This is a genomic window from Streptomyces sp. NPDC056503, assembly GCF_042794995.1.
In the GTDB taxonomy this organism is placed as follows: Bacteria; Actinomycetota; Actinomycetes; order Streptomycetales; family Streptomycetaceae; genus Streptomyces.
The window spans coordinates 52,748-68,867 of the sequence record NZ_JBHTST010000027.1 but is presented as its reverse complement, the minus strand read 5'-3'; the positions used below and the strand labels follow the sequence as shown (position 1 = coordinate 68,867).

The window sequence follows — 16,120 nt, the reverse complement described above, 5'->3', positions numbered from 1 at the left end:
GGCCTCCGGCCTCCGGGATGTCGGATCCAGTTGTGGGCACCGGAGACGGAACCCGGATCCGACCCGCTCTCAGCCGAGTTCGAGTGTCGTGACGCCGAAGACCCGCTCCCGGGCCACCGGTCGCACTGGGCCCGTGTACATCCGCGCCGTCTCGAAGGTCGGGGTGAGGCCGCGTTCCTCCGCGATGCGGGACGCCGCCGGGTTCGTCTCCGGCATGTCGACGGCGATCGACCGCGCGCCGAAGCCCCGCGCCTCCTCCGCGAGCGCGTCGAGCAGGGCGGCCGCGTCCGCGGGGCCGTCCGCGAACAGCGGGCCCACGCGGGCCTCGTCCTGGCAGGGGCGGACGACGCCGTAGCCGGTGACCCGGCCGTCGGCGACCCTCGCGAGGGCGCGGTGCCCCGGAGTCGTCAGCCAGGCGGCGAGGAACCGGGGCCGTTCGGCGTGGTGGCAGGCGGAGTCGTACGCGGCGAGGAGCGCGGGGTCGACCCGCTCCGCCGGCACCACCCCGGTCACGGGGCGCTCCGGGGGTGGTACTTCCCCGACGTACCGGGCGGTGCGGTACGCGGTGACGAAGCCGGAGCGACGGTAGTTGTCCTGCTGTTCGGGTACCCCGTCGAGCCCCACCGCCCGCCCGCCCGCGTGGGCCAGGCCCGCCCGCCAGGTGGCCAGCCCGAGGCCCCGGCCGCGGAACTCGGGCCGGACGAGGTAGAACCCGAGGAAGGCGTACGCGTCCCCGTAGGTGACCACGGACACGGCGGAGACCGGCTCCCCGTCGACCCGCCCCAGGAAGAAGCCGTCCGGATCCTGTGCGAAGAAGGCGTCCGCGTCCGCCCGCCCGGGGTTCCAGCCCTCCTCCGCGGCCCAGGACCGCACCAGCTCCCACTCCGCGCGGGTGGCGGGGGCGACGACGACGGGGCCGGGGGAGGCGGGGAGGGGTGCCACGGCGGGCCTTCCTGGGAGGGGGAGAGGCGGGGGAGACGGACGCGGAGGGTCAAGGCGGGCGAGGCGCTGCCCGGCCGACCGGGGTCGGGTCGGCGCGCTCGCCGGGCCTCGCCCCCGGTGGGCGTCACCGCATGCCAAACCGGTCAAAGCGCCCCACCTTAGCGCCTCCTGGCGGCCTCTCCGGCGGGCCGCCGATCGTTTCCGGCCGGGTCAGGTCACCAGGCGGAGGCGGGTGTCGGCGACGGTGAGCCGCACGGTCTGGCCCCACGTCAGGTCGAGGGTGTCGGACTCGACGCCGTCGCCGAAGGCGACCAGGCGGTCGGACTCGACGGTGAGCCGCAGGCCCTGGCCGGGACCGACGAGTCCTTCGACCCGGCTGGTGCCGGTCGTCGGCGAGGGCCACGCCTCGCGCACGAACCAGGCGAGGCGCGGCTCCGCCGGCGCGGGCAGGGCGAGCCCGCTGGAGCGCTGTTGCCAGAGCGAGCGGAGCCAGCCGGTGGCGCCGGTGCCGGTCCCGGCGAGCACCCCGGAGGACGCCTGCGGTTCGGGCTCGGCGCCGCCCTCCGTGTCGTCCAGGGTGTAGCGGGCGGTCTGGTGGCCCGGCGGGCCCACGTAGATCTCGTTGAGCGCGAGCAGCCGCTGGCCGTCGTCGGTGGCCGCCGCGACCATGGTGAGCTCGTCGGCCGCGACCGCCGCCCCGGCCGCGTACGGCAGCAGGCGGCGGGCGTCGGCCGGTCGGTGCCGGACGAGGACGCCGGGGTTGCGTCCGGGGTCGGCGTCGATGCCGACGACGGGCTGGCCGGCGAGGTACTTGGCGGTGTTCGCGACGAGCCCGTCCTGGCCGACGACCACGACCACGTCCTCCGGCCCGAACAGGAACCTGTCCAGGTCGGCGCGTTCGACCCGGGTCTGGCGCCAGGTCAGCGGGACGGCGCCGGAGACGGCCGCCAGCGCCTGCCGCGTCCGCTCGTGCCGCTCGCGCACCTCGTCGGCCGAGCGTCCGCGCGCGGCGAGGAAGAAGGCGGCCTGCCCGTGCGTCCCGTGCCGGGCGAGCAGCTCCTCGTACTCCGTCCGGCGGTGCACGAGGACCGCCCGCGGCGCGAGGCTCACGCGCCCGCCCCGCCGCCGCCGCCGCTGCCGTTGCCGCCGCCCAGCTTGGCGAGGAGGCCGGTGAGGACGTCGGGGGAGAGGGTGAGGTGGTCGATCCGGGGCAGGTGCTCGGCGGCCCGGGTGAGCGCGAGGGCCTGGAGAACGGCCGGTTCGGCGGCGGCGTGCGCCTGGAGCCACGCCGTCTGCGCGGCGGCCCGCGCCTCGCCGACCTCACGGGCCGCCTCCGCCTCGGCCCGGGCCAGCCGCACCTTCCGTACGGCCTCGGCCTCCGCCCGTACCGCGTCGGCGGCCGCGGACTCCTCCGCCTCGCGCCGCGCGTTGGTGCCGCGCTGGTCGACGAGCCGTTCCTCCTGGCGGGCCAGTTCGATCTTGCTGGCGAGTTCGTTCTCCGCGATCGCCCGCTCGCGCTCGACCGCGACGGCGCGGCGCTCGTACGTGGCCCGGTCGGCCTCCTGCTGGATCTGCTCGCGGGCGGGGGTGCGCAGGGCGCGCTCGACCTCGGGCTCGGGCCGGAGCGCGACGACGCGGACGGCGACGACCTCGATGCCGGTGGCCGGCAGCCGGGGCTCGGCGGCGAGCCCGTCCGTGATCCGCTCCCGTACCGCCGCCACGCCGTCCACCAGGGCCTGCGCCAGCGAGGTGCGCGCGAGCACGTCGAGGGCGTGCTGCTGGGCGGACTCGGTGAGCAGGGTCGCGATCTGCTCCAGCGGGGTCCCGCGCCAGACGCCGGTGTCGGGGTCGATGGAGAAGTCGAGCCGCGCGGCGGCGGTCGCCGGGTCGCCGATCCGGTACGTGACGGTGGACTGCACGCTCACGTCCTGGAAGTCCGCCGTCCGGGCGTGGAACGCCATCGCGAGCTCCCGGTCGTCCACCGGCACCTCGGAGAGCGCGGCGCTCAGCGGCCGGAACCAGAAGCTGAGCCCGGCCCCGTCGTGCGCGAGCGTGCCGCCCCGCTGGTGCCGTATGTGGGCGGTGGGCGCGGAGCGCAGGTGGCGCCAGCCTGCCCGCCGGGTGATGTCGGCCATGAGAGTACCCCCTTGTCGTCATCATGACGATAGAGCCGGAAGCCGGTTGTCGTCAAGGTGACGTAAAGGGGGTCGTGGGGTGAGGGGTGCCAGGGGGGCGGGGGTGGCGCCCGTCCGGGTCAGCGGGCGGGCTCCACCCCCGGCGCCGGCAGGGACGCCGGTTCCGACATCAGGACGGACACCGGCTCCGGCGCGGGCGCGGCCTTCGCCTTCGGCTTCGGCCTCGGTATGGACACCCGCTCCGGCCCCGGTACGACGACCGGCTTCGGCGTCGGTACGGCGACCGGCTCGGGCCCCGGTACGGCGACCGGCTCAGGGGTCGATACGGTCACCGGCTCCGGCGCCCGCACGACCACCGACTCAGGCGTCGGTACGGCCACCCGCTCCGGTCCCGGTACGGTCACCCGCTCCGGCGTCGGTACGGCCACCGGCTCAGGCGTCGGTACCGTCACCGGCTCCGGGGCTCGCGCCGCTTCCTGGGGTGTCGGCCCGCCCGTCGTGAGCAGGACCACGCCGCGGGCCGCGACCAGGCCGGCCGCCGCGGCGACCAGCCAGCCCCAGGCGCCCGCGCGGAAGGTCTCGCCGAGCAGCGCCACGCCGAGGACGGCGGCCGCGGCCGGGTTGGAGAGGTTCACGACCGCGAGCGGGGCGGCCAGGCCGACCCGGTAGGCGGTCTGGGAGAGGAGCAGGCCGCCCATGGCGAAGGCGGAGATCAGCAGGGCGAGCAGGGCGGTCTGCCACCAGGCCGGGCGGCCGCCGGGGAGGCCGAGGGTGAGCGCGGCCGTGAGGGTCTGGGTGAGGGCCGACGCGACGCCCGAGGCGACACCGGCGGCGGTGGCGTGCCCGAGCCCGCCGGCCCGTACGCCGCCCTCCGCGCGCCCGGTCCGCCGGCCGCCCGCGAGCGCCGCGATCAGCAGCGCCGTCGCCGCGGCGACCACCAGGGACTCGCGCAGGCTCAGCGCCTCGCCGGGCGCGGCCGGTCCGGTGACCGCGACGAGGCCGACCAGGCCCGCCAGGGTCCACAGCGCGCCCCGCCACTCGGTGCGCGTCACCCGTCGCCGGGCGGTGTACGCGCCCAGCGGCAGCGCCGCCACGAGGGTCAGCGCGCCGAGCGGCTGTACCAGCGTCAGGGGCCCGTAGTGGAGGGCGGCGACGTGGGCGACGGCTCCGGCCGCGTTGAGGCCGACGGCCCACCACCACTGGCCGCGCGCGAGCAGCGCCCGCAGCGCCCCGCGCCCCGAGGGGGTGGAGGGGGAGGCGGCGAGCCGGGCCTGGGCGACGGCCGCGAGGGCGTACCCGGCGGCGGAGACGAGCGAGAGGAGCACCGCGAGCACGGTGCCGGCGGCGCCGTTCATCGCCCCGCCCCCGCTGGTACGGCCTCGGTGGCGGCGGACCGCTGCCCGGGGAGGGGCGGCGGTGCGGCGGGTGGCGCGGCGGGCCGCGCCGGCGACGGTACGACGAGCAGCGCGAAGCCGAGCAGGACGGCCGCGGCGACCGCGTCCAGCCAGTAGTGGTTGGCGGTCCCGACGATCACGAGCAGCGTCACCGCCGGGTGCAGCAGCCACCACCAGCGCAACGGCGAGCGGGTCGCGGCGATCAGGCCGATCGCGACCATCAGCGCCCAGCCGAAGTGCAGCGACGGCATCGCGGCGAACTGGTTCGCCATGGAGTCCGTCTCGGGGACGGCGCCGTACACGGACGGGCCGTAGACCCGCGCGGTGTCCACCAGGCCGCTCGCGGCGAGCAGCCGGGGCGGCGCGAGCGGCACCAGGATGTGCAGCGCCAGCGCCGCGCCGGTGACCAGCGCCAGGACGCGCCGCGACCACACGTAGTGCGCGGGGCGGCGCCAGTACAGCCAGCCGAGGAAGGCGATCGTGGCCGGGAAGTGCACGGCCGCGTAGTAGGTGTTGGCGGCCCGGATCAGCGGTTCGCCGTGGAGCAGCAGCTGCTGGACCACGCCCTCGCCGGGGAAGTGGAGGGCGCGCTCGGCGTCCCACACGAGGTCGGCGTTGCGGAAGGCGCGGACCTCGTGGCCGTTGGCGAGGAGCCGGCCGAACTTGTAGACGAGGAAGAGCCCGGTGACGAGCAGCAGCTCGCGCAGGAGCGGCGGCCGCCCGCCCTCCGCCGGGGAGGCGGGGCCGAGCCCGCGTGTCCCGCGTATCCGGGTAGCCATGGCGCGGCACTTCCCATCCGTCAATCGGTCAAATCTGCAACAAACGGAGGAACTCTAGATCCGATTTCATCGAGACGCAAGCGTCTCGATACGTTTGCGTCTCGATTGTGCACCCCCTACTCTCGTATGTGCAGAGAAAGGGTGCTCTCGCCCCGCGCGCAGAGCCCCGGAGCTTTCCGGGAGGGACCGATGTCCACACAGGCCGCCACCGCCGCCGCCCGCCGCAGCAAGATCACGCCGGAGCGCGAGACGGAGCTGTACGAGGCCGTGCTCTGCCTCCTGCGCGAAGGCGGCTACGACGCGGTGACCATGGAGGGCGTCGCGGCCCGCACCAAGTGCGGCAAGGCCACCCTCTACCGGCAGTGGGGCACCAAGCCGCAGCTCGTCACCGCCGCCCTCGCCTCCCGCCGCTGCGCGATCTTCACCGGCATCGACACCGGCAGCCTCGCCGGCGACCTCCACGAGGCCGCCCGCATCGCCGCGGCCCGCCACGGACGCGACACCGAGCTCATGGAGGCCGTCGCCCAGGCGTACCTCCACCACCCCGACCTGCGCGCCTCCATCCGCGACACCGTCATCGCGCCCGAGGTCGCCGCCATCGACGCCGTCGTCCAGCGCGCCGTCGAGCGCGGCGAGGTCGCCGCCGACAACCCGGCCATCGCGTTCGTCGCCCCCAGCTTCATGGGCCTGCTCCGCATCGAGCGGCTCCTGGAGGACCGCTTCCCCGACGCCTCCGCCGCCCGCGCGTTCGTCGACGCCGTCCTGCTCCCCGTCCTGCGCGTCGACGGGTGACGCGCGCCGGGGGCGCGCACCCTGGGGCCATGCCCGCCACCACCCCCGGCGTCCGCGTCCGCCGCGCCTACGAACCCCCGTCCCCCGACGACGGGGTCCGCGTCCTCGTCGACCGCCTCTGGCCGCGCGGCCTCGCCAAGGCCGACGCCCGCATCGACGAATGGCCGAAAGCCCTCACCCCGTCCACGGAACTCCGCCGCTGGTACCACGGCCCCGGGGAAGGCGACTACGACGAGTTCCGCCGCCGCTACGAGGCCGAGCTCGCGGCCCCCGAAGCCGCCGCCTCCCTCGACCGCCTCCGCGCCCTCGCCGAGACGAACACCCTCACCCTCCTCACCGCCACCCGACACCCCGAGACCAGCCACACCACGGTCCTCGCGGAGGAACTGACCGCCTAGGACCCGTCCGGACGGGCCCGGGGCGGCCGGTCCACCACGGTCCGGCCGCTCGGGATCCGTCCAGGCCGTCCGCCGTCCGGGCCGTCCGACCGCCTAGGACCCGTCCGGGGCGGCCGTCAGCCGGGGCGCCTCCGCCGCGGCGTCCACCGGTGCGGCCCCGGCGGCCGCGCCCCGTTCCACCCGTCCGGCCAGCTCGTCGGCCCAGCGCAGGAGCCCGGCGACGTCCACCCCGTACGTCTCGCCGCCCCCGTCCGCGTACCCCCCGACCCGGCCGGCCCCCCGCCGCAGCAGCCGCGCCCCGCCCGTCGCGTTCCCCCGGGCGGCGTGCGTCAGCCCCACGGCCAGCTGCGCCAGTCCCTGCCACAGCTCCCGCTCGCCGCCCGGCCCCGACTTCCAGGCGTCCTCGAAGACCTCGTGCGCGTGGAACGGCATCCCGGCGACCAGCAGCCGCCGTGCCTCCCGCACGGTCTCCCCGGGCTCCCGCACGACCCCCTCGGGCTGCCGCGCCACCCCCGCCGCCCCGTACGGCAACGGCCGCCCCAGCCCGTCCCGGGGCCGGGCGCTGCGCGCCCGCCCCTCCACGTCACGGTCCCGGCCGCGCGCCGGCCCTCCGGATTCCTCGCTCACCCGGCCATTCTCCGCCTCCGCCGAACGGAGTGTGATCTCCACCCACGGAGTGGGGTAATGTTCTCCTGCACGCCGACGCGGGGAACAACCCGCCGCCGACGGGCACCGGGACGTGGCGCAGCTTGGTAGCGCACTTGACTGGGGGTCAAGGGGTCGCAGGTTCAAATCCTGTCGTCCCGACTCGAGAGAGTCGTCGATCGAGGGGCCGTTTCAGAGCGATCTGAGACGGCCCCTCGATCGTTTTCCGCCCGGTGCCGTCGATGCCACCGCGACCGGCCGCGTGACGGCCCGGCCGGAACCGGCCCCGATCCTCACAGGCGGATGACGATGAGGGCGGTGTCGTCGGTGAGGCCGGCCGGGGGGACGAGGTCGGCCAGCAGGGTGTCCGCGATCCGCTCCGGGTCCTCGGCGCCGTGACGGGTGATCGACGCGGCGAGCCGGGCGAGTCCGGCGTCGATGTCCTCGCGGCGGCGCTCGATCAGCCCGTCGGTGTACAGGACGAGGACGGAACCCGCGGTGAAGGCGACGCCCGCCTGGGGGCGGGTCGTGTGCTCCGGCCGCGCGCCGAGCGGAGGGTCGGTGGCCTGGTCGAGGAAGGTGACGGTGGCGTCCGGGTGCCGCAGCAGGGGCGGGGGGTGACCGGCGCTGCTGTAGGTGAGGGTGTGGGCGTTCCAGTCGATGAAGACGGAGGCCGCGGTGGTGGATTCGGCGCCGTGGACCGAGCGCGCGTACAGGCCGAGGACCTCCAGGGCCTGGGCCGGGCCGGCGGCGACCAGGGAGGCGGCGGACAGGGCGCTGCGGAGCAGGCCCATGACGCCGGCGGCGCGGAGACCGTGCCCCACGACGTCGCCGACCGCCACGGCGGTACTGCCCCCGCCGGGCCGGTCGATCAGGTCGTACCAGTCGCCGCACACGTTCAGGGCGCCCATCGCCGGCCGGTAGCGCACCGCGGCCAGGTGATGGCCGAGCGGGCGGGGCGCGGGCAGCATCGCCTCCTGTAGGTGGAGGGCGACCTCGCGCTCCCGGGCGTGCGCCTGGCGGAGGCGTTCGTTGACCTCCTGGAGCTCCCGGGCCCGGGTGTACAGCTCGGCCTCCAGGACCCGCGCGCGGTCCCCGGCCGCCCTGCCGCCACGGGCGCGGATCAGTTCGGTGACCTCCTCGACCCGGTGCAGCAGCAGGGCCACGGAGCCGTCCGGGCCGAAGACGGGGACGTTGACCGGGCTCCAGTACCGCTCCTCCCACACCCCCGGCCGGTCGGAGTGCTCCACGTCGTAGCGCTGCAGGGCCATGGTGTCGGGCTCCCCGCTCTGCACGACCCGGCGCAGCGAGGCGCCCAGATTGCGCACCCCGGTCGCGGCGGGGTTGTTCGGGTTGTCGGGGAACACGTCGAAGAGATAGCGGCCGATGATCTGCTCGTGGGTGCGGCCCGCCAGGGACAGGTACGCCTTGTTGGCGTCCGCGTACACCAGATCACGGGTCAGCAGCGCCGCCGCTCCCGGCAGCGCCTGGAAGACCGTCCGGTAGTCGATTCCGGCCCCGTTCACCGTCCACCTGCCCAGGCCACGACGTCTCGATCACGTCCTTCCCTCACGGTAGGCAATGTCGGCGGACCGCACGACCGCAGCGGGCCGGGCGTGGGCCGTTCGGGCCCGGCGGTCGCCGGGCAGGGGCCGGGTCCGGACCGGTGGCGGCGGGGTACGGGGCGGACTCCCGTACCCCGCCGGTCCGGGCCGTACCCGCCGGGCCGCGCCGCGCCGTACCCCACCGCGCCCTACCCCGCCGGTCCGGTCCGGGCCCTGCCCTGACCGGGGTCAGACCGGGTCGGGCTCGATGGTGAGTGCGACGCGGGCCGTGTAGGCGGCGACCTCGGCGACGGGGTCGGCGTCCCAGGGGAGGTCGGCCACGACGTAGGCCGAGCGGCCGGAGGAGTCGTTGAGGGTGCCGAGGCGGGAGCCCCGGGGGAGGCCGACCATGACGGAGGCGCAGCGGGCGGGGGCGTCGGGGGTGGTGGCCTCCACGAGGGGCCAGACGGCGTCGTCGGCGATCCAGGAGACCGGTTCGCCGTCGTAGCGGACGTCGGTGAGGCGGCCGGGGTGGTGCTCGACGAAGCGCTGGACGGCCCGGCGGGTGGGCGTCGGGTAGTCGGGGCGGACACCGAGGGCGAGGTCGACGATGGCCGGTTCGATGGGCAGGCCGGTGGCGAGGTGCCACATCATGGTGATCGCGTCGCCGGGGAGGCGGGCGGCGATCTCCATGAGGACGGGCTGGCCGTCGCGCAGCCGGAACTCGGCGTGGGTGATGCCGCTGTCGAAGCGCAGCGCCTTGAGGATCGCGGCGTTGGCCGAGACGAGGGCGTCCGTGTGGGCGAGCGGCAGGTCGGCGGGGCTGGTGTGGCCGATCTCGGTGAAGAAGCGGCTGCTGTCCTCGTTGGTGAGCTTGGCGGTGACGCCGCTCCAGATCAGCTCGCCGTTGTGCACGAGGGCCTCGACGGAGAACTCCGGTCCGGTGACGAGCTCCTCCACCAGGATCGTCTCGTCCGGCTCGTAGGCCGTGAGCGCGGCGCGGAGCTCCTCGTCGTTCTCGACGCGGACCACGCCGGAGCTGAACATGCGGCCGGCCGGCTTGACGACGCAGGGGTACGTGTCGGAGGCCGCGGACTCCCGCTCGTGCGGGGCGAAGGCGCGCCAGGCCGGACCGTGGTCGCGGAGGAGGACCCGCTGCATGACCTTGTCCCGGCAGACCCGCGCCGCCCAGGTGCCGGGGCCCGGGAGGCCGAGGGCCTCGGAGAGTACGCCGCACGGGTCGACGAAGACCTCGCCGCTGCAGATCACCCCGCGGACGTCGTACTCCGCGATCCAGTCCTGCACCGAGGCCAGGACGCCGGCGATCACGGCGTCGGGGAACTGCCGGACGGACGCGATCCGGGAGAGCGGATGGGCCGGGTCCGCGATGTGCCCGGTCAGCTTCGCCAGGTCGGTGGTGGGGCCGACGACGACCAGCGGTGCCAGGCCGCGCTCCGCGATGTCGGTGATCAGGCGGTGCTGGCGGGCCAGGGCCGCCAGGTCGCTCATGACGATCACGGCGGGCGGGCGTTCGCTCTGACGGTTCAACGGAGCTCCTCCGGTGGGATGCGCGGTCATGGAAGATCCAGCTTGCCCGGCCACGTCGCCCGTGGTCTGTCGATACGTCAATTCATGGACCCGCTCGCGGAATTGGCCGGAAATCCGCGTCCGGGGCCGGGATCGGACTACTGGCGGTACGTGGCGAGGAAGCGGCCGATGCGGTTGATCGCGGTCTCCAGGTCGTCGGCGCGCGGCAGGGTGACGAAGCGGAAGTGGTCCGGCCGCGGCCAGTTGAACCCAGTGCCCTGGACGACGTGGATCTTCTCGCGCAGCAGCAGGTCGAGGACGAGCCGCTCGTCGTCGACGATCTTGTGCACCGCCGGGTCCAGCTTGGCGAAGGCGTACAGCGCGCCCTTGGGCTTGACGCAGCTCACGCCCGGGATCTCGTTCAGCGCCTGCCAGGCGACGTCGCGCTGCTCGGTGAGCCGGCCGTTCGGCAGGGTCAGGTCGTGGATCGACTGACGGCCGCCGAGCGCGGCCTGGACGGCGTACTGCGCTGGCACGTTGGGGCAGAGGCGCATGCCCGCCAGCATGGTCAGGCCCTCCAGGTAGTCCCCGGCCTGCTCCTTCGGGCCGGAGACGACCAGCCAGCCGCTGCGGAAACCGGCCACCCGGTAGGACTTGGAGAGGCCGTTGAAGGTGAGGGTCAGCACGTCGTCGCTGAGCCCGGCCAGGCAGTGGTGCTCGGCGTCGTCGTAGAGGATCTTGTCGTAGATCTCGTCGGCCAGCACCATCAGGCCGTGGCGGCGGGCGAGTTCGAGGATCCCCTCCAGGAGCTCCTTCGAGTAGACCGCGCCCGTCGGGTTGTTGGGGTTGATCACGACGATGGCCTTGGTGCGGTCGGTGATCTTCGACGCGATGTCGTCGAGGTCGGGGAACCAGTCCGCCTCCTCGTCGCACAGGTAGTGCACGGCCCGCCCGCCGGCGAACCGCACCACCGCCGTCCACAGCGGGTAGTCGGGCATCGGCACCAGGACCTCGTCGCCGTCGTCCACCAGCGCCTGGACGGCCATCTGGATCAGCTCGGAGGCGCCGTTGCCGAGGTAGACGTCGTCGACGGTCACGCCCGTGACGCCGCGCTGCTGGTAGTACTGCATCACCGCGCGCCGGGCCGGCAGGATGCCCCGGGCGTCGCTGTAGCCGTGCGCGTTGGGCAGGTTGCGGATGATGTCCTGGAGGATCTCCTCCGGCACCTCGAAGCCGAACGGCGCCGGGTTGCCGGTGTTCAGCCGCAGGACGCTGTGACCCGCCTCTTCGAGGGCGTTGGCCTGGTCGACGACCGGGCCACGGATCTCGTAGCACACGTCCTTCAACTTGCTGGACTGTCGAAACGTCATCTGCGGCCTCCCGACCGTCACTGTCACCCGTGCCGCTGTGGCAGCTTCGTTCTACCAAGTACCCACTTGGAAAGTCCAACCTTTTGGCTATGCTGGCCACCATGCCACGCCGAAGCTACGACCAGTACTGCGCCGTCGCCCGAGCCCTGGACGCGGTGGGGGAGCGCTGGAGTCTGCTGATCGTCCGGGAGCTGCTGCACGGCCCGCGGCGGTACACCGACCTCCACGCCGACCTCCCCGGCGTCTCCACCGACATCCTCGCCAGCCGGCTGAAGCAGCTGGAGGGCGAGGAACTGGTCGAGCGCCGCCGCCTGGAGCGGCCCGCCAACGCGACCGTCTACCAGCTCACCCCGCGCGGCGCCGAGCTCCGCCCGGTCGTCGAGGCCCTGGCCGCCTGGGGCCTCGACGCGCTCGGCGAACCGCGTCCGACGGACGCCGTCCGCACCCACTGGTTCACCGAACGCGGCCCGTCCGGTTCATCCGGCCCGTCCGGCCCGTCCGGCCAGGCCGTGGGCCGGCCGGAGGAGACCGCCGCCGTCGGGAGGGCGGGCGCGCTGCCCGGCGCGTGAGGCCCGGTGCGGGTGAGGTCAGGGGTGGGTGCCCGGTGCGTGAGGCCCGGTGCGTGAGGCCCGGCGCGTCGGGTCCGGCCCGTGTCGTGCCGGCCAGGCCCCGTACCGGCCAGGCTCGGTGCCGTACCGGTCACGTCCGAGGCTCAGCCGCCCAGGGTCGCCTCGACCGCCCGGCCCAGGAGGTCGAGGCCCTCGGCCAGTTCGTCGTCCGTGGCGGTGAGCGCCGGCAGGAGCTTCACCACCTCGTCCTCGGAGCCCGAGGTCTCCACCAGGAGGCCGCGGGCGAAGGCCGCGTCGGCGACCCGCCGGGCCACCGGCGCGTCCCGGAACGCCAGGCCCCACGCCAGGCCCCGGCCGCGCCGGCCGGAGACGTGCGCCGAGTGCCGGGCGGCGAGTTCGCCGAGGCGCTCGTCGAAGAGCGCGCCGCGCGCCTCGGTCTGCTTCTCCAGGGCGCTGTCCGCCCAGAACTCCCGCAGGGCCGCGGCGGCCGTCACGAAGGCCGGGTTGTTGCCGCGGAAGGTGCCGTTGTGCTCGCCCGGCCGCCAGACGTCGAGCTCGGTGCGGAAGAGGGTGAGGGCCATCGGAAGCCCGTACCCGCTCAGGGACTTGGAGAGGCAGACGATGTCCGGGGTGATCCCGGCGACCTCGAAGCTGAAGAACGGCCCGGTGCGCCCGCAGCCCATCTGGACGTCGTCCACGATCAGCAGGATGCCCCGGCGCTCGCACAGCTCCGCGAGGTCGGCGAGCCACGTCGGGCCCGCCGGGTTCACGCCGCCCTCGCCCTGCACCGTCTCCACGATGACGGCGGCGGGCAGGTCGAGGCCGCTGCTGCTGTCGGCGAGCATGCTGTCGAGCAGCTTCAGACCGGACACCTGGCCCCCGGCGAAGCCGTCGTACGGGATCCGCCAGGTGTGCCCGAGCGGCACTCCGGCGCCCGCCCGCTTGCCGGCGTTCCCGGTGACGGCGAGCGAGCCCAGCGACATGCCGTGGAAGGCGCCGGTGAAGGCGACCACGGTCTGGCGCCCGGTCACCTTGCGGGCCAGCTTCAGCGCGGCCTCCACGCTGTTGGTGCCCGTCGGGCCGGGGAACTGCACCCGGTAGTCCAGTCGGCGCGGGCCGAGCACCCGCGCCCCGAACTCGTCGAGGAAGTCCTTCTTCGCCGCCGTCAGCATGTCCAGGCTGTGGGTGACGCCGTCCCGCTCCAGGTAGTCGAGCAGCGCCCGCTTCAGGACCGGGTGGTTGTGCCCGTAGTTGAGGGCGCCGGCGCCGGTGAAGAAGTCCAGGTGGGCGCGGCCGTCCTGGTCGGAGAGCCGGCTGCCGCGGGCCCGGTCGAAGACCACCGGCCAGTTCCGGCTGTAGCTGCGGACCTCGGATTCGAGGGCGAAGGCGTTCATGAGGGGTCTCCTCGGTGAAGGGGGGTGGCAAGGGAGCGGTGGGGAAGGGAGCGGGCGCACGGGGGTGCCGGCCCGGGGCCGGGGGCGGGGTTCACCCGCCGGACAGGGCCGGTACGCCGAGCCCCGCGAGCCCCGTGAGCACGAGCAGGAGCAGGGCCCCGGCGCTCCGCAGCGCCGGCCCGCCGTGGCGCACCGCCGCGGCGGCGCCCAGCGCGTAGCCGACGAGCGCCGCGGCGGCGGGACCGAGCAGCAGCAGGGGTACGCCGCCGTCCCGGGCCCCCGCCCACGCGAAGGCGCAGCAGGCCGCGGCGACGGCCACGACCAGGGCCCTGGCCGGGAGATGCCCGGAGGGGCGCCGTCCGGCGGGGTGGAGCCGCGCCGCGATCCGGGCGGCCGTGCGGATGTTGGTGAAGACGTAGGAGGTGAGGACGGCCGCGGTCGCCCCGGCGAGCGCCCAGCGCAGCGGCGCCGGCGCCAGGGGGTGGGGGCCCCGCCCCTGGACGGCCGCCAGGCCGAGGTAGACGGCGGCCACGACGGCCGTCCCCAGGAGCACCCCGGCGGCGGTCCGCCGCGGCCCCGCGGCGGCCGCGGGCACGGCGCCGGTGACGCTCTCCCAGCCGACACCGGCGAAGAACAGCGCCGCGAGGGCCAGCCAGAGCGCGCCGTTCCCCGAGAGCCCCGGGAGTCCCGGGATCCCCGGGAGTCCCGAGGGGGCCGCGGGCGCCAGCGGTGTTCCGGCCGCCCCCGCGGCGAGGTCGCCGGGCCAGACCCACACGGCGCACGCCAGGGCCAGCGCGCCGGTGAGCCACAGACGCCACCGGAGCACCGCCGCCGGGGGCGTCCACGGGCCGAGCGCCGCCGCTCCGGCCGCCACCAGCACGGCGAGCGCGAGCGGCAGGCCGGCCGTGCCCGCCCGGGGCGGCGCGCCGTCGGCGGCCGTCAGCAGCAGGGTGGCGGCGAACCAGGCGATCGCCGCCTGGCCGGCGGTGAAGGCGACGGCGAAGACACCGTCCACCACCCGCTCCGCCCCCGTGCCGAGCAGCGCCCCGACCGCCCCGGCCAGGGACGTCGGGCCGACCCGGGTGCGGACCAGCGCGGCCAGCACCAGGGCGACCGAGCCGCCCAGCAGGACGTGCGCCGTCCAGACGAGGAGTCCGTCCGCGCCCGCCAGGGCCGCGACGACCGGCGGCATGACCGGCATCCCGGCGCCGAGGACCCCCCGTGCCACCTGGCCCGCGATCGCGCGCCGGGGCCCGCGAGCGGACCCCGGCCCGGGGGCTTCCGGAGGATCCTCCCTCACGGGAGGCGCTTCCGGAGGCTTTCGGCGATGACCTTGGCCCGGAGCGAGAGCAGGCTGAAGGAGCCGGCGTCGCCGATGCCGTGGCTGGACTCGCACAGTCCGTTGAGGAAGAGGGCCGGGGTGTCGGGCGCCACCGGCCGGACCTCGTAGTCGGGGCCGACGGAGAGATGGCCGTGGGCGTCGAACGCGAAGTCCTCGGCGACCCCGCGCATCAGCGCCGGGACGCGCTCCTGGTGGGCGGCGGGACCGAGGTCGCGGAAACCGGTGGCCAGGACGACGAAGTCGGCCTCGTGCTCCTCCGACTCGCCGGTGTTCAGCTCGTCGACGGTCATCCGCACGCGGTCCTCGTCCACGTCGAGGGCGCGGACCTGGCGGCTGCCGCTGACGAACACCCGCTGCTCGCCGTCGAGCCGCTGCTCGTAGATCAGCCGGTACAGCTCGCGCAGCACGTCGCCGTCGGCCGACGAGTAGTTCGTCAGCCGCATGAACTGGTCGATGGCGTCCTTCCGTTCACGGGAGGCCGCGTAGTAGTAGTCCGTGAAGCCGGGGAAGTACCCCTCCTCGCTGAAGGGACTCGTGTCCTTCTCACGGAGTGTCAGCGACCGTACGAGAGTGGTGACTTCGGCCTCGGGATAGCGCCTGGCGAGGTCCAGGGTGAGCTCGACGGCGCTCTGGCTGCCGCCGACGACCGTCACCCTGCGCGGGGCTCCGCCCCGCTCCTCCAGCTCCCGCAGGGCCGGCAGGTAGCGCGTCAGGTGGAAGACCCGGGGGGAGTCCACGGCGTCGAACGGCTCGGGGACGAAGGGCGCGCGGCCGGTGCCGATCACGAGGACGCGCGCCTGGAGCGTCTCGCCCGTCGAGGTGGTGACGGTGTGGAGCGGCCGGCCCTCGGCGTCACGGCCCAGGGAGACGCCGGTGACGTGCACCCCGTAGTCGACCAGTTGCCCGAAGTGGCCGGCGGCCCAGGTGACGTACTGCGCGTACTCCTTGCGCAGCGGGAACTCCATCGGGAGGTTGAGGTGGTCCAGCAGCCTCCCGTTCTCGAAGAGGTAGTTGATGAAGCTGTAGCGGCTGCGCGGATTGCGCAGGGACACCAGGTCGCGCACGGGGTGGTTCTGGATGTCCGAGCCGTCGAGCATCATCGCGCTCTGCCAGGACGGGCCCGGCCGGGCCTCCAGGAACCGGATGTCGAGGTCGTGGCCCTCTTCTTCCAGGGCGATGGCGAGAGCCAGGTTGGCCGGACCGAAGCCTATGCCGAGCACGTCGTGGCAGCGCGTCACTGTTCCCCCTTGATGGAATGCGGACAGAAGGTGGTGGTGCGGGCCCGACGG

14 protein-coding genes, 1 tRNA gene and 1 pseudogene are annotated in these 16,120 nt (G+C 75.0%); 4 read left to right on the top strand and 12 right to left on the bottom strand.

The window, feature by feature from the left end; translation table 11 throughout:
* Nucleotides 1-69: 69 nt before the first annotated feature.
* The 5 genes from ACFQ8C_RS11445 to ACFQ8C_RS11425 form a co-directional block, all read right to left on the bottom strand.
* The gene (locus ACFQ8C_RS11445) at nt 70-942 is read right to left on the bottom strand and encodes a GNAT family N-acetyltransferase (RefSeq protein WP_383454959.1); all 873 of its coding nucleotides are present in this window, start codon (nt 940-942) and stop codon (nt 70-72) included.
* 210 nt (nt 943-1,152) lie between these two features.
* The gene (locus tag ACFQ8C_RS11440; RefSeq protein ID WP_383454956.1) at nt 1,153-2,052 is read right to left on the bottom strand and encodes a hypothetical protein; all 900 of its coding nucleotides are present in this window, start codon (nt 2,050-2,052) and stop codon (nt 1,153-1,155) included.
* Entirely contained in the window at nt 2,049-3,077 is a 1,029-nt protein-coding gene (locus tag ACFQ8C_RS11435) for an SPFH domain-containing protein (RefSeq protein ID WP_383454953.1), read from the bottom strand. Before ACFQ8C_RS11435 ends, ACFQ8C_RS11440 begins: the two co-directional genes overlap by 4 nt.
* A 119-nt stretch (nt 3,078-3,196) precedes the next feature.
* Nucleotides 3,197-4,432 carry a DMT family transporter gene (locus ACFQ8C_RS11430; RefSeq protein WP_383454950.1) on the bottom strand — a complete coding sequence of 412 codons (1,236 nt, stop codon included), beginning with the start codon at nt 4,430-4,432 and terminating at the stop codon, nt 3,197-3,199.
* Nucleotides 4,429-5,250, bottom strand: a complete 822-nt coding sequence (locus ACFQ8C_RS11425; RefSeq protein ID WP_383454947.1) for a phosphatase PAP2 family protein — start codon at nt 5,248-5,250, stop codon at nt 4,429-4,431. Before ACFQ8C_RS11425 ends, ACFQ8C_RS11430 begins: the two co-directional genes overlap by 4 nt.
* Nucleotides 5,251-5,439: 189 nt before the next feature.
* Here ACFQ8C_RS11425 and ACFQ8C_RS11420 point away from each other — a divergent pair, with 189 nt between their 5' ends.
* Complete coding sequence (locus tag ACFQ8C_RS11420) at nt 5,440-6,042, top strand: TetR/AcrR family transcriptional regulator (protein ID WP_383454944.1); 603 nt, start codon at nt 5,440-5,442, stop codon at nt 6,040-6,042.
* Nucleotides 6,043-6,071: 29 nt separating this feature from the next.
* Nucleotides 6,072-6,440, top strand: a complete 369-nt coding sequence (locus tag ACFQ8C_RS11415; protein WP_383454941.1) for a DUF488 domain-containing protein — start codon at nt 6,072-6,074, stop codon at nt 6,438-6,440.
* Nucleotides 6,441-6,533: 93 nt separating this feature from the next.
* Here the strand turns inward: ACFQ8C_RS11415 and ACFQ8C_RS11410 are convergent, their stop codons facing one another.
* Nucleotides 6,534-7,067, bottom strand: coding sequence for a DUF309 domain-containing protein (locus ACFQ8C_RS11410; protein ID WP_383454939.1), 534 nt, complete (start codon nt 7,065-7,067; stop codon nt 6,534-6,536).
* A 106-nt stretch (nt 7,068-7,173) separates the two neighbouring features.
* Here ACFQ8C_RS11410 and ACFQ8C_RS11405 point away from each other — a divergent pair.
* A tRNA-Pro gene (locus ACFQ8C_RS11405) sits at nt 7,174-7,247 on the top strand.
* Nucleotides 7,248-7,378: 131 nt separating this feature from the next.
* Here the strand turns inward: ACFQ8C_RS11405 and ACFQ8C_RS11400 are convergent.
* From ACFQ8C_RS11400 to ACFQ8C_RS11390, 3 genes are all read right to left on the bottom strand, one after another.
* Nucleotides 7,379-8,611, bottom strand: a complete 1,233-nt coding sequence (locus ACFQ8C_RS11400) for a PP2C family protein-serine/threonine phosphatase (protein WP_383454936.1) — start codon at nt 8,609-8,611, stop codon at nt 7,379-7,381.
* 267 nt (nt 8,612-8,878) lie between these two features.
* Nucleotides 8,879-10,177: an acetyl-CoA carboxylase biotin carboxylase subunit family protein gene (locus ACFQ8C_RS11395; protein ID WP_383454934.1), complete on the bottom strand. Its 1,299-nt coding sequence runs from the start codon at nt 10,175-10,177 to the stop codon at nt 8,879-8,881.
* 137 nt (nt 10,178-10,314) lie between these two features.
* On the bottom strand, nt 10,315-11,526 hold the full coding sequence (locus ACFQ8C_RS11390; RefSeq protein ID WP_383454931.1) for a pyridoxal phosphate-dependent aminotransferase: 1,212 nt from the start codon (nt 11,524-11,526) through the stop codon (nt 10,315-10,317).
* Between the two features lie 101 nt (nt 11,527-11,627).
* Here ACFQ8C_RS11390 and ACFQ8C_RS11385 point away from each other — a divergent pair.
* A pseudogene (locus tag ACFQ8C_RS11385) lies at nt 11,628-11,981 on the top strand (winged helix-turn-helix transcriptional regulator); the annotation flags it as partial.
* 257 nt (nt 11,982-12,238) lie between these two features.
* Here the strand turns inward: ACFQ8C_RS11385 and ectB are convergent.
* From ectB to ACFQ8C_RS11370, 3 genes are all read right to left on the bottom strand, one after another.
* Nucleotides 12,239-13,489 (bottom strand): diaminobutyrate--2-oxoglutarate transaminase, encoded by a 1,251-nt coding sequence (gene ectB / locus ACFQ8C_RS11380; RefSeq protein WP_383454928.1) that lies wholly within the window; start codon nt 13,487-13,489, stop codon nt 12,239-12,241.
* A 91-nt stretch (nt 13,490-13,580) separates the two neighbouring features.
* The gene (locus ACFQ8C_RS11375) at nt 13,581-14,717 is read right to left on the bottom strand and encodes an amino acid:polyamine antiporter (RefSeq protein ID WP_383454926.1); all 1,137 of its coding nucleotides are present in this window, start codon (nt 14,715-14,717) and stop codon (nt 13,581-13,583) included.
* 68 nt (nt 14,718-14,785) lie between these two features.
* Nucleotides 14,786-16,069, bottom strand: coding sequence for a lysine N(6)-hydroxylase/L-ornithine N(5)-oxygenase family protein (locus tag ACFQ8C_RS11370; protein ID WP_383454923.1), 1,284 nt, complete (start codon nt 16,067-16,069; stop codon nt 14,786-14,788).
* Nucleotides 16,070-16,120: the final 51 nt, after the last annotated feature.

Coding starts and splice junctions, on each gene's coding strand:
- ACFQ8C_RS11435 (WP_383454953.1), bottom strand. CDS start 3,077: ATGGCCGACATCACCCGGCGGGCAGGCTGGCGCCACCTGCGCTCCGCG.
- ACFQ8C_RS11430 (WP_383454950.1), bottom strand. CDS start 4,432: ATGAACGGCGCCGCCGGCACCGTGCTCGCGGTGCTCCTCTCGCTCGTC.
- ACFQ8C_RS11425 (WP_383454947.1), bottom strand. CDS start 5,250: ATGGCTACCCGGATACGCGGGACACGCGGGCTCGGCCCCGCCTCCCCG.
- ACFQ8C_RS11420 (WP_383454944.1), top strand. CDS start 5,440: ATGTCCACACAGGCCGCCACCGCCGCCGCCCGCCGCAGCAAGATCACG.
- ACFQ8C_RS11415 (WP_383454941.1), top strand. CDS start 6,072: ATGCCCGCCACCACCCCCGGCGTCCGCGTCCGCCGCGCCTACGAACCC.
- ACFQ8C_RS11390 (WP_383454931.1), bottom strand. CDS start 11,526: ATGACGTTTCGACAGTCCAGCAAGTTGAAGGACGTGTGCTACGAGATC.
- ectB (WP_383454928.1), bottom strand. CDS start 13,489: ATGAACGCCTTCGCCCTCGAATCCGAGGTCCGCAGCTACAGCCGGAAC.